The sequence below is a fragment of the Streptomyces sp. NPDC102278 genome (assembly GCF_044766345.1).
Classification (GTDB): Bacteria; Actinomycetota; Actinomycetes; order Streptomycetales; family Streptomycetaceae; genus Streptomyces.
Window position 1 is genome coordinate 150,172 of the sequence record NZ_JBIWLV010000013.1, and the last position, 12,174, is coordinate 162,345.

Genomic DNA, 12,174 nt, shown 5'->3' on the forward strand with positions numbered 1-12,174 from the left:
CCAGTAAAGCCAGGGGTATTCGGAAATCTATGGACACAAACATGGTTGTGGACAACGCCATCACTCCGAAGAGTGACGGTTCTGGCTCGAACCGCCCGGCGCCGGGAAGCGGAGCTCGTTCCTCTCGATCTTCGCCGCGAGCGCGTCCAGCACATCCACCCCGAGGACCTCACAGAATTGCAGCAGATACGCGAGCACGTCGGCCACCTCATCGGCCACCCGGTGCGCGCTTTCCGGCTCCTCCATGACCCGCGCCGACTGCTCCGGCGTCAACCACTGGAAGATCTCGACCAGTTCGGACGCCTCCACGCTCAGGGCCACGGCCAGGTTCTTGGGTGTGTGGTAGGGGGCCCAGTCGCGGGCCGCGGCGAAGTCGGCGAGTCTGCGCTGCAGCAGGTACAGGCGCTCTTCCGGGGGCTGTGTGTCGCTCATGGGGCCAGGTCTACCACCGAGACGCCGGGAAGTCCGCGCGCGGTTCCCGCGCATCCCTCCCCGACGGCGGCCACCAGCCTGACCTGACCGCGCGCGCAGCAGAGTTGGGCGAGCCGCAGCAGTTCGGCGCCCTGGCGCCGGTCCAACCCGCGGTCGAAGTCGTCGGCGAGGACGGTCAGGGCCTGCCGCGCGGACAGCAGTTCGGCGGCCGGCTCCATGGCCAGCACCCCGGGTCCGGTCAGCAGGACGAGCGCCAGGGCGAGGAAGCGCAACTCGCCCGAGCCGAGGCGGTCCAGGCCGGTGCCGGGCCGGCCGGGGCCCCGGTCCAGCAGCGCCGCGACGGATCCGTCGGCCAGGTCCCGTACGGCCAGTGCGGCCACCGGCCCCGCGCAGCCGGTGCGCGCCGCCTCGGTCAGGAGGGCGTGGCGGGTGCCGCATTCGTCACGGGTGCGGCGCAGGACGTCGGCCAGGTTCGCGCAGTCGCCGGCGAGCCGACCGGCCCCGGGCGCCACGGCCGCCCGCATCCGCTCGGGGCGGGGGTCGCAGGGGAACACCGAGCGCAGGGCGACAACCACCTGCTCGGCGGCGCTCAGCACGCGCCGCTGTCCGGCCGTGGAGCCGGCGACGCGCAGCGGCAGCAGGGCGGTTCCGAGGCGGTCGTCCGGCAGCGGGGCGCGGGTCACGCCGACGGAGCCGCCGGTCAGCCAGCCCGCCTGCACGGAGCGTCGGCCGGGGTCGCGCAGGGCGGTGCTGAGCAGGATCTGCCCGTCCTGCACGAGGCGTTCGCCGACGACGCGCAGCGTGGGTTCGGCCTGGACGGCGAGGTCGAGCCGGACCGGTCCGGCGGGGCCGTCGACGGTGCAGCCGATCCGGAATCCGCGCCGGCGCTGCGCGTCGGGCACGGCCCGTTCGGGCACCCGGGCCGAGGGGTCCGGGAACACCGTCTCCAGCGTGGCCCCGGAGGCGAGGCCGGCCAGCGCCTCGTAGGCGCCCAGGGCCTGGGACTTGCCGCTGCCGCTGGGTCCGGCGAACAGGGTGACGGGGCCGAGCGGGAAGACGGCCGCGCGGTGCCGGCCGAAGGCGGACAGCCGCAACTCGGTGACGGCGGGACGCTGGTGCGCGACGGGTCGCGCCGGGGCGGGGTCCCCGGGGGTGTCGTGAGCGAGGGCTTCGGATACGGGGGCGTCGACGGCGGGGGCCTCGGCCAACCCTGTGCCCGCAGTGGCTTCCATGCGCCGGACGGTACGGCCGCCGGTGACCGGTCGGTACCGGCGAACCGTTCCGTCGCGCGGACCTTCCTACGATCGGGGGACGGCCGCCGCGGCGATGCCCTCGACCTCGGTGCCGACCGGCGCGAGCAGGAAGACGTTCCGGTCGACCCGGTGCATCCCGCTGCCCAGTCCGAAGACCACGCCGCTGCTGAAGTCCAGGATCCGCTTGGCCACCTCGGTGTCGGCGCCCGTGAGGTCCAACAGCACCGGGATCTGCGCGATCAGATACTCCGCCACCTCCCGCGCGTCCGCGAAGATCTGGACCCGGATCACGACGAAGCGCCGCTGTTCCGCCGCGGACGCCCCGGGGGCCGTGGGGATCGTGCGGTGGTCCACCCGGGAGGGCCACTCGTTGCGACTGCGCAGGGGGACCACCTGCGCGAGTCCCTCCCACTGTTCGTCCGTGACGTCGTACCTGCTCACCGGGCCGCCTCGGCCGTGCGCTTCATGTGCATCGGGCCATCCTCTCGCGTTTCACCCGTTCAGCCCAACACCGACACGGCGGGTGTCGGGTCGCGCCGTCGCGGGACCCGGATCTTCACCCGAACACATCGCCGAGCCTTCGGGTCGACCGGGGCGCGGGGTACTCCCCGGGAGGACAATGGGTTAGGTTAGGCATACCTAACCTTCGGACGATGGAGAGATCCGCATGCGCATGTCCGGTGCCCCTGCCACGCCCGTCCCCGCGCCCACCGCCGCCGAGCGGGTCCGGTCGATCCTGGCCGCCGCCCACTCCATGACCGTGGTCACGGACGGACTGCGCAGCGAGGTCCACCAGATGGAGGGCGAAGACCTGCTCGGTCGGCTGCACCTGCACCCCGCCGCCCCCGCCGCGGGCCACCTGGACGCCGCCCTCGACGAGGACCGGCCGGCCATCCGGCTGGAGTTCACCGACATCGCCCCGACCCCCGTACGGGACCGGGTGCGCGCCCGGGTCACCGTCGTCGGGCACCTGCTCACCCCGTACACCGGGAACGGCGCCGAGAGCACCTGCGTGGAGTACGGCCGGGCGATCCTGGAGACGGCCGAGGGCACCTCGTACATCGGGCTGGAGGAGCTGGACCGGGCCTGGCCCGACCCGCTCGCCCCGTACGAGGCCGGCATGCTCACCCATCTGCTCGACGACCACCCCGAGTTGGTCACCCTGCTGCTGCGGCTGGTCCGTCCGGCGCCGACGGCCTCCGTCGTGCGCGCGCTGCCGCTGGCGCTGGACCGGTACGGGATCACCCTGCGGCTGGAGGAGGCGAGCGGTCACCGTGACGTGCGGCTGCCCTTCCCCTCCCCCCTGGACGACGTCGAACAGTCGGGGGCGCAGATCCAGGCCCTGCTGAGCGCGGCCCGGCGGCGCTCGCACCGCAACACACTGCCCGCGTGAGACCCCACCGGAACCCAGGGGGCGCCGACCGGGACGGCCCCCGGCTCGGTCGGACCGGGCGAGGTCCTGGTCCGGGTCAAGGCCGCCGGGGTCGACCCGGTGGACTGGAACGGAACTCGTGTCCGCACCCGTGCGCACCCTCGCCCGCAAGCCCCACTCGCTGACCTTCGAGCAGGCCGCGGGCATCCCGCCGGCCGGCCTCGGCGCCTACCAGTCGCTCCTGCGGGTGGGGGCCCGGGCGGGCGAGACCGTCGTCATCCACTCCGCGGCGGGGCGGCACCGGCTCGCTCGGCGTACAGATCCGCCAAGGGCGCGCACCAGCCGTGGGTACGCCCCGGCACCGCCGACCTCACCTTCCTGGCCGAGCCGGCCGACACCGGCCGGCTGACGGTCGAGGTGGCGCACGCCCTGCCGTGGGACGAGGCCGCGCGGGCATGGGAGCTGAGCGCCTCCGGCAGGACCCGCGGCAAGATCGTCCTGACCGTGTGACGACGGCGACGGGCACGCCGCCCGGGCGTCGGACCCGGGCGGCGCGGTCGTTCACGCGCTCGGCGTGAGGTGACGGTTGGTCGGGCGGGCCAGGCCGTAGTTCTCGCGGAGGGTGGTGCCGGTGTACTCCGTACGGAAGAGGCCGCGCTGCTGGAGGATCGGCACGACGTGGTCGACGAACGCGGTCAGGCCCGTCGGCAGCACCGGCGCCATGATGTTGAAGCCGTCCGCGGCGCCCTGCGTGAACCACTCCTGGAGCTGGTCGGCGATCTGCTCGGGCGTGCCGGCGTAGACCCGGTGACCGCGACCCGCGCCCAGCCGGGCGATCAACTGGCGCAGGGTCAGCCCGTCACGGCGGGCGAGTTCGGCGACGAGCGTGAACCGGCTCTTGTTGCCGTTGATGTCCCGCTCCTCCGGCAGTTCGGGCAGCGGGCCGTCCAGGGGGTGGTCGGAGAGGTCGACACCGAGCATCCCGGAGAGCTGGGCCAGCCCGTACTCGGGGACCTGGAGGTCGGTGAGCTGCTGTTCCAGGGCCTTGGCCTCGGCCTCGGTGGAACCGATGACGGGGGCGATGCCGGGCAGGACGAGCAGGTCGCTCTCGGCGCGGCCGTACCGGGCCAGCCGGGACTTGAGGTCCTTGTAGAAGGTCTGGCCGTCCGTGAGGGTCTGCTGCGCGGTGAAGACCGCCTCGGCGTACTGCGCGGCGAACTCCTTGCCGTCCTCGGAGGAACCGGCCTGGACGAGGAGCGGGTGCCCCTGGGGCGAACGGGGCACGTTGAGCGGGCCGGCGACACCGAAGTACTCGCCCCGGTGGGCGGCCGGGTGCAGCTTGTCGGTGTCCGCGTAGACGCCGCGCTCCTTGTCGAGGACGATCGCGTCGTCCTCCCAGCTGTCCCAGAGCTTGCCGGCGACGTCCAGGAACTCGCGGGCCCGGTCGTAGCGCAGGTTGTGGGCCAGGTGCTCGTCCTGGTTGAAGTTGCGGGCCTCGTCGACGGTGCCCGAGGTGACGATGTTCCAACCGGCGCGACCGTTGCTGATGTGGTCGAGCGAGGCGAACTTGCGGGCCGTGTGGAACGGCTCGTTGAAGGTCGTGGAGACGGTCGCGATGAGCCCGATGTGCTCGGTGACGGCGGCGATGGCCGAGAGCAGGGTCAGCGGCTCGAAGCCGCCGAGGGCGTTGTAGCGGGCCTTGCCCCACAGGGCCAGGCCGTCGGCGAAGAAGATCGAGTCGAGCCGTCCGCGTTCGGCGGTGCGCGCCAGCTCCTGGAAGTAGCGCAGGTCGGTGACGCGTTCGGGGCTGCTGTCCGGGTGTCGCCAGGCGGCGTCGTGGTGCCCGGCGTTCATGAGGAAGGCGTTGAGGTGGAGGGTGCGCGGAGCGGTCATGTCTGTTCCTCGGGTCGGGTCGGCGCGCGCGGGGCACCGCCGGGGTGGGAAGGGCGTGCGGGCCGCGCGGGGCGGCGGCCCCGCGCGGCCCGGCGGGGCGGCGGTGTCAGGCGGGGACGCGCCACAGGCTCAGGCGGCGTTCGATCGTGACGAGGAGCTGGTTGAACGCCAGCCCGATCGCGGAGATCGTGACGATGCCCGCGTACATCTGGGGGATCGCGAAGTTGAACTGCGAGGCGTTGATCAGGTAGCCCAGTCCCGCCTTGGCGCCGATCATCTCCGCGGCCACGAGGACGAGGATCGACACCGCCCCCGCCAGCCGGATCCCGGTGAAGATCGCCGGTACGGACGACGGCAGGATCACCTTCTGGAAGAGCCTCGGTGTGGAAAGGTCCATCGACCGGGCCAGCTTCACCAGGGTCGGATCGGCGTTGCCGACCGCGCTGATGGTGTTGAGCAGGATCGGCCACAGGCACGCGTAGACCACGATGGACACCTTCGAGGTCTCCCCGATGCCCAGCAACAGAACGAACACCGGCAGCAGCGCCAGCGCCGCCGTGTTGCGGAAGACCTCCAACAGTGGCCCGAGCAGCGCCGCGACCGGCCGGTACCAGCCGATGAGCAGGCCGAGCGGTACCGCGATCACGACCGCGATGCCGAAGCCGCCGAAGGAGCGGACGAGACTGGCCCCGGTGTGTTCGGCGAGCTGCCCGTCCCCCAGCAGTTCCCACCAGGCCGTGGCGACCTCGCTGACGGGCGGCAGGAACGTGGCGTCGACCAGGCCGAGCCGGGGCGCCGTCTCCCAGAGGGCGAGCAGGGCGAGGACGGCCGCCGAGCGCAGCACGGCGGCGCTCAGCCCGCGCCCGACGGCGGCGAGCAGGCGGCGCCCCGGACCGCGTACGGGTGCCTTCGCCGCCACCGGCTCCGTACGGGCGGCCGGCGCCGCGGCGGCCGGTCCCCCGGCGGGCGCGGTCGGGCTCGCGGCGGGCGCGGTCGATCCCCCGGCGGGCGCGGGCGGGTTCGCGGGTGACCCGGAGGTCGCCGGCGACTGTCCCGTGGGGCGTGCCGTGTCCTCGGTCTCGGGCGGGGGTGCCAGGCCGGCCAGGGCGGCGGCGGTGATGTCGGTTCCGGTGGTCATACGGCGGCCTCCTCCTTCTCCAGTTGCTGAGCGCGGGCCACCTCGTCGTGGAGCAGGGTCCAGATCTCGTGGCGATGACGGGCGAACTCCGGGCTGGAGCGCAGGTCCTCGCCCGTGGCGCCGGTGGCCCGGTCGCCGAGGTCGACGGGGACGACCTCCTTGACGCGGCCGGGGCGCGAGGTGATCACGGCGACCTTCTGCCCGAGGTACACGGCCTCCTCGATGCCGTGGGTGATGAACACGATCGTCTTGCCGGTGCGCTGCCAGATGCGCCGCAGCTCGTCCTGGAGGGATTCGCGGGTCTGCGCGTCCAGGGCCGCGAAGGGCTCGTCCATCAGCAGTACGTCGGGGTCGTAGGCGAGCGAGCGGGCGATGGCGACCCGCTGGCGCATGCCCCCGGACAGTTCGTGGGGGTGGCGGTCCTCGAAGCCGGTGAGCCCGACGAGGTCCAGGAACTCCCTGGCCCTGTCGGTCCGTTGGCGGCGGGGCACGCCGGTGGCCTCCAGGCCGAACTCGATGTTGCCCAGTGCGGTGCGCCAGGGCAGCAGCGCGTACTGCTGGAAGACGATGCCCCGGTCGAGCCCGGGGCCGGTGACGGGTTCGCCGTCGAGCAGGATCCGGCCGGAGGAGGGACGGGTCAGGCCGCCGAGGAGGTCGAGCAGAGTGGACTTGCCGCAACCGCTGGGACCGACGACGACCACGAACTCCCCCGCCTCGATCTCCAGGTCGATGCCGTCGAGCGCGGTGAACTCCTGCCTGTTCCTCCTGTTCTTCCTGTCCTTCGTCGGGAAGGTCTTCGTCACGGAGTCGAACACGATCTTCGCCATGGCAGTCGGTCAGCCCTTCCCGTGCCCGTTGAACTCGTTGGTGTAGAGGTCGGCGGCCTTGAGCTGCCCCTTCTTGATCTCGCCGCGCTCGCCGAGCCAGTCGATCCAGAGCTGGAACTCCTTGTCGGCGATCCGCCCGCCCGGTTCGGCGACCCCGTAGGAGCGCCAGTAGCGCAGGGTCGAGGTGTCCTCGTTGCGGCCGCGCTTCTTCACGATGTCGGTCAGCCGGGCGATGACCTGTTCGCGCGGGGTGGTGCGCGACCACTCGATGGCCTTGCCGACGCCGGTGGTGAACGTCCGGACGGTGTCGGGGTTCTCCTTGATGAAGCGCCGGGTCATCACGTAGCTGCCGGCGCTGAACGCCCCCAACAGTTCGAAGTCCTTGAACAGCGGGCGTATCCCCCCCGCCGCGAGAGCCTTGTCGCGCAGCACCCCGCTGAGGACGCCGACCTCGATCTGCTTCTGGCGCAGGGCCTGTTCGGTGTTGACGGGCGGCACGACGAGGGACTCGACCTTGCCCGCGTCGGCCTTGGAGAGGCCGTTGCGCTCCAGGTAGATGTCGAGCAGGGCCTGCGCGTGGGCACCCAGGGTGTTCATGCCGACCTTCTTGCCGATCAGGTCGCGGGCGGACCGGATCGGGCTGTCCTCCAGGACGTAGTACCCGAGGTAGGTGTCCTTGTCGGAGCCGTAGTAGGAGATGACGGCCTGGATCTGGGCCTTGCTCGCGGCGAGTTTGACGATCGCGCCGTTGAAGGCGCCGCCGAAGTGGGTCTGGCCGGTGGCCGCGGACTGGATGTCCTGGGGTCCGCTGATGGTGTTTCCGACCCAGTCCAGGGTGAGGTTCCCCAGGTAGCCGAGATCGGCCGCCAGTTCGGCAAGCGTGACCGCGCCCACCGAGCCCTGGTACTTGAGGGACGTGACCTGCTTGCCGGAGCCGCCGGTGGCGGTGGCCGTGCCGCAGCTCACCGCGGCCGCCGAGATGCCGAGCAGGGTGAGGAACTGGCGCCGGGAGGTGGGGGACGTGGTGAAGGCTGCGGGCATGACGGGTCCTTGTCGGTGCGTACGGGGTCAGTGAGCGGTGGTGAGGGCGCCCGCGGGGGCGATGCGCAGCGCGTCGGCGAACTCGTCGACGGCCTGGTACAGGTCCAGTTCCGCCTCGGGCCGGAGCCGGTCCGGCCCCTCCCCGCGCTCGACGGAGGAGTCCAGGACGAACCGGCCGGCGGTGACGTGCCGGGCGCCGAGCGCGGAGAGGACCGGGCGCAGGGCGTAGTCGATGGTCAGGACGTGGGCGAGGCTGCCGCCGGTGGCGATCGGCAGGACCGTCTTGCCGGCCAGGCCGTCCTGCGGGAGCAGGTCGAGGAAGGCCTTGAGCAGGCCGGTGTACGAGGCCTTGTAGATCGGGGTGGCGATGACGAGGCCGTCCGCCTCGGCCACGGCCTCCACCGCGCGGCGGATCTCGGGCTCGCCGCGGCGGGCGGAGAGCAGGTCGGCGGCGGGGAGTTCCCGGACGGCCAGGTGCGCGGTCTCGTATCCGGAGTGGGACAGGCGGCGCAACACCTGGTCGACGACCACGGCGGTACGGGAGTGGACGGAGGGGCTGCCGGTGATGGCGAGCAGCTTGGGCACGGGGCTCTCCTTGTGCGGCGGGGTCGGGTCAGAGCGAGGCGGAGGAGGCGCCGGAGGCGATGCCGAAGTCCGGGTCGGGCACGGTCTCCGGGCTGATCAGGCGGGACGGCAGTCCGTCGGGGCCGACGGGGACGTCGCCGTCGACCGTGACGCGGCGCAGGGTGCGCTCGTGGTCGTCGGAGTCGTCGACGCCGTAGTGCTGGGTGGCGCGGTTGTCCCAGATCGCGACGTCGCCGGCCCGCCACTGCCAGCGGACGGTGTTCTCGGGGCTCTCGATGTGCGCCTGGAACAGGTCCTGGAGTGCGCGGGAGTCACGGCCGGTGAGGCCGGTGATCCGCTGGACGAAGTTGCCGAGGAGCAGGGTGCGTTCGCCCGTCTCGGGGTGGACGCGCACCACCGGGTGCTCGGTGAGGAACGTGGTGGAGGTGAACACCTCCCGGTACTGCGCGAGGGCCTCGGGGAGCGCGTCCGGCCGCAGGGCGGCGTAGTCGTACTCGTTGGAGTGCACGGCGCGCAGGCCGTCGGCCAGGACCCGGAGCGCCTCGGGGAGGCCCGCGTAGGCGGTGGCGGTGTTGGCCCAGAGCGTGTCGCCGCCGTACGGGGGGATGGTGACGGCGCGCAGGATGGAGAAGGCGGGGTAGGCGGGGACGAAGGTGACGTCCGTGTGCCACTGGTTGGCGCGGGCGCCGTGGTGGGAGTCGATGCCGAGGGCGTAGCGGCCGTCGGCGGAGGGCACGGTCGGGTGGGCGACCGGCGCGCCGAGCAGCCCCGCGAACGCCTCGTGGCCGGCCTCGTCGAGGTGGTCCTGGCCGCGGAAGAAGACGACCTTGTGGGCGAGCAGCGCGCTTCGGATCTCGGCGACGGTCTCGGCGGGCAGCTCGCCACCGAGGCGGACGCCGCCGATCTCGGCGCCGATGCGGCCGCCGATCTTGTCGACGGAGAGGGCGGTGACAGTGGTCATGGGTACTCCCGGGTCAGGGGTTTATTTCCGCAGGGGAAGAAATGCCGGTACGCGAACGGGTCGCGGTGCGCGGCAGTGGCACGCACACGGGACACGGTGGGGGCGGAACGGGCCTCGAGCGGGCCGAGGGGTCACAGGACCCCGGAGCGGGCGCTCAGGCGCGGCGCGGGGCCGGGAGGCGGCCCTGACACTCGCCCGGCGCGGTACAGACGCCGGGGGTGTGGAGCCGCGGGGCGAGGTGCTCGATCGCGGACATGGCTCGGAGCCTGTCAGCGCCCCCCGCCGGGGTCAACCCCCACCGAAAGCCCCCGCCCCACCCGCCGCCGAAACCCCGCACAGCAGCGCTGACCTGCCGCTTCCCCCACCAGAAACCCCCCGCCGCGGCCCGGCCCCCGGCCGAAAACCATGGCCGGATTTCACACCCCCGCAACGCCACCGCCATCCCCACCCCTTCGGCTGCGCCGGGCTTACGGGGCTCAAAGCCGGGCGAGGCCGCCGGCCCCGGCTCCGCCGGGCTTTCCGGGGCTCGCCCCGCGCCTCAAACGCCGGCGGGGCCGGGATGGCCGAAGGCCGCGCCACCGTTGCGCGAAGCGCCCCCGGCTCCGCCGGGCCTTCGGGGCTCCGCCCCGCGCCTCAAACGGGATTTCGCCGGACCGGACCTGGAGAGCGGCCCGGTCCCGTGCGCCTCAAACGCCGGCGAGGCTGGATTGGCCGACCGCGCCGGCGAGGCTGAACTTTGCCGGACCGGACCGGAGGGGGCACCCCGAGCGAGCGGCGGTATCCACTCCACCGGGGGTGGACGGTCTGGTCGGGGGCGGGGACGGGGTGGGGTGTCGGCCGGGACGTAGAAGTGGGATTTGTGGCGCGCGACCCCCGCCCCACAAAACAACCCAACCCCCCCCCCCCCCCCCCCCCCCCCCCCCCGGCCCCCCACCCCCCCCCCCCGCCCCACCCCCACCACCCAGCCCCGCCGGCACTTGAGGCGCCCGGCGCAGCCGGGACCCGCAGCAACCGGCAACCGGGACCGGGACCCAACCCGGACCACCCGCAGCCGGCCACCGCCGCCCCCACGCCCCCACCCCCGCCCGGCCAGGGCTACCGTCGCCCCATGCCCCCCACCCCCGGCGACAGCCGCGCGGCCGCCAACGCCGCCACCGTCCTGCGGACCGTCCTCGCGCACGGCCCCGTCGCCCGCAGCGGAATCTCGACCCTGTGCGGTCTCAGCCAGGCCGCCGTATCGCGCCAGACCACCGGTCTGCTCCGCAGCGGCCTGTTGCGCGAGCTCCCGCATCCGGGCGGGGCGAGCGCCGCGGGCCGACCCCGGATCCCGCTGGACCTGCACACGGGGGCCGTCGGCGGGCCGCTCGTCGCGGGGCTGCACATCGGCGTGCCCTCCTCCCACTTCAGCCTGGTCGATCTCCGCGGACAGGTGGTGGCCCACCGCACCTTCCCGCACACGGGCGGACCGCCGACCCCCGCCCATCTCGCGACGCAACTGCGCCGCTTCCTCCACGAGCACGGCCACACAACGCACGGCCCCACGCCACCCGGCCCCACGACCCACAGCCCCACCACAGGCGGCCCCACCACAGGCGGCCCCACAACACCCGGCCCCACCACACAAGGCCCCACAACCCACAGCGCCACCACCCACGGCCCCACCACACAAGGCCCCACAACCCGCAGCGCCACAACACAAGGCCCCACCGGACCCCCCACCACCCCGGCGGCGAAGGCCCCCCACCGCCCCCTCCTCGGCGTCGGCGCCGCGCTCGGCGGGTGGATCCGTCCCGCCGAGGGGACCGTCGTACGGCACGAGGCGCTCGGCTGGCACGACAGGCCCCTCGCGGCCGAGCTCTCGGCCGCCCTGGGGTTGCCGGTGCACCTCGACAACCACGCCCGCGCCATCGCCCGCGCGGAGATGTTGTTCGGGCACCCGTCGGCCCGCCGCAGCATCGTGCACCTGTTCATCGGCAACGTGGTGGACGCCGCCTTCGGGATCGAGGGCACCGTCCACCAGGGCCCCGGTTCCGCCGCCGGCGACGTCGCCCACCTTCCCGTCCCCGGCTCGACGGCCCGGTGCGCGTGCGGCCGTACGGGTTGTCTTCAGGCCACCGCGTCCGACACGGCCCTGGGCGCCGAGGCCGTGCGCCTCGGGATCGTTCCGGAGCCCGCCATCGGGCTGGTCGTGGACGCGGCCGCGGCGGGCGATCCCCGCGCGGACCTGCTGCTGCGCGAGCGGGCCCGCGCGGTGGGGCGGGCGGCGGCCCTGTTGCTGGACGTGTTCAACCCCGCCGTCCTGCTGGTCTCGGAGCTGTCGAGCATCCTGCACGAGGGGTATCTCGCCGAGATCCGCGAGGCGGCGACGGCCCAGTCGCACGTCTGCGACGACCCGGCCCGGATCATCGGCCCGCACGCGGGCCCGGCGGTCCTGACGCAGGCCTCGGCTACGGTCCTGCTGGGGCCGCTCTTCCAGGACCCGGCCACCGCGCCCTCCACCGCGCCCTCCCTCGCCCCCGCCCCCACCGGCCCACCCCGCACCGCCCCCGCCGACCTGCCGGGCATCGCCCCCCATACCCCTACTCTCCGGTAACTCACCCGCTGACCTGCGAGTGCGAGATCACATCCGGCGGTTCTGGTCTCGATTGAGCGACCCCCCTAGCATTCGAGCC

At 73.5% G+C, this 12,174-nt stretch carries 12 protein-coding genes; 3 read left to right on the forward strand and 9 right to left on the reverse strand.

Annotation, left to right across the window (positions count from 1 at the left end):
• Window positions 1-60: 60 nt before the first annotated feature.
• The 3 genes from ACIRO3_RS27730 to ACIRO3_RS27740 form a co-directional block, all read right to left on the reverse strand.
• Window positions 61-432, reverse strand: coding sequence for a nucleotide pyrophosphohydrolase (locus tag ACIRO3_RS27730; RefSeq protein WP_404141362.1), 372 nt, complete (start codon window positions 430-432; stop codon window positions 61-63).
• Window positions 429-1,664, reverse strand: a complete 1,236-nt coding sequence (locus ACIRO3_RS27735) for an ATP-binding protein (RefSeq protein WP_404141364.1) — start codon at window positions 1,662-1,664, stop codon at window positions 429-431. The genes ACIRO3_RS27730 and ACIRO3_RS27735 overlap by 4 nt, the downstream gene beginning before the upstream one ends.
• Window positions 1,665-1,730: 66 nt before the next feature.
• Window positions 1,731-2,126 (reverse strand): cell division protein SepF, encoded by a 396-nt coding sequence (locus tag ACIRO3_RS27740; RefSeq protein ID WP_053684615.1) that lies wholly within the window; start codon window positions 2,124-2,126, stop codon window positions 1,731-1,733.
• A gap of 226 nt (window positions 2,127-2,352) precedes the next feature.
• Between ACIRO3_RS27740 and ACIRO3_RS27745 the strand changes: the two genes are divergently transcribed.
• Both ACIRO3_RS27745 and ACIRO3_RS27750 read left to right on the forward strand, forming a co-directional pair.
• Window positions 2,353-3,078 carry a DUF2470 domain-containing protein gene (locus ACIRO3_RS27745; RefSeq protein ID WP_404141365.1) on the forward strand — a complete coding sequence of 242 codons (726 nt, stop codon included), beginning with the start codon at window positions 2,353-2,355 and terminating at the stop codon, window positions 3,076-3,078.
• 99 nt (window positions 3,079-3,177) lie between these two features.
• Window positions 3,178-3,567 (forward strand): zinc-binding dehydrogenase, encoded by a 390-nt coding sequence (locus ACIRO3_RS27750; protein ID WP_404141367.1) that lies wholly within the window; start codon window positions 3,178-3,180, stop codon window positions 3,565-3,567.
• 51 nt (window positions 3,568-3,618) lie between these two features.
• Here ACIRO3_RS27750 and ACIRO3_RS27755 read toward each other — a convergent pair whose 3' ends face one another.
• From ACIRO3_RS27755 to ACIRO3_RS27780, 6 genes are all read right to left on the reverse strand, one after another.
• Window positions 3,619-4,950, reverse strand: a complete 1,332-nt coding sequence (locus tag ACIRO3_RS27755; RefSeq protein WP_404141369.1) for an LLM class flavin-dependent oxidoreductase — start codon at window positions 4,948-4,950, stop codon at window positions 3,619-3,621.
• 106 nt (window positions 4,951-5,056) lie between these two features.
• Entirely contained in the window at window positions 5,057-6,088 is a 1,032-nt protein-coding gene (locus ACIRO3_RS27760; RefSeq protein WP_404141371.1) for an ABC transporter permease, read from the reverse strand.
• Window positions 6,085-6,915 carry an ABC transporter ATP-binding protein gene (locus ACIRO3_RS27765; protein WP_366150073.1) on the reverse strand — a complete coding sequence of 277 codons (831 nt, stop codon included), beginning with the start codon at window positions 6,913-6,915 and terminating at the stop codon, window positions 6,085-6,087. The genes ACIRO3_RS27760 and ACIRO3_RS27765 overlap by 4 nt, the downstream gene beginning before the upstream one ends.
• Window positions 6,916-6,924: 9 nt before the next feature.
• A complete protein-coding gene (locus tag ACIRO3_RS27770) occupies window positions 6,925-7,956 on the reverse strand; it encodes an ABC transporter substrate-binding protein (protein ID WP_361774806.1) in 1,032 nt (343 codons plus the stop codon).
• A 27-nt stretch (window positions 7,957-7,983) separates the two neighbouring features.
• Window positions 7,984-8,541 (reverse strand): NADPH-dependent FMN reductase, encoded by a 558-nt coding sequence (gene ssuE / locus ACIRO3_RS27775; protein WP_366150071.1) that lies wholly within the window; start codon window positions 8,539-8,541, stop codon window positions 7,984-7,986.
• Between the two features lie 28 nt (window positions 8,542-8,569).
• Window positions 8,570-9,502, reverse strand: a complete 933-nt coding sequence (locus ACIRO3_RS27780) for a TauD/TfdA dioxygenase family protein (RefSeq protein WP_404141374.1) — start codon at window positions 9,500-9,502, stop codon at window positions 8,570-8,572.
• 1,108 nt (window positions 9,503-10,610) lie between these two features.
• On the opposite strand from ACIRO3_RS27780, the gene ACIRO3_RS27785 reads away from it, so the two are divergent.
• Window positions 10,611-12,095, forward strand: a complete 1,485-nt coding sequence (locus ACIRO3_RS27785) for an ROK family protein (RefSeq protein WP_404141376.1) — start codon at window positions 10,611-10,613, stop codon at window positions 12,093-12,095.
• Window positions 12,096-12,174: the final 79 nt, after the last annotated feature.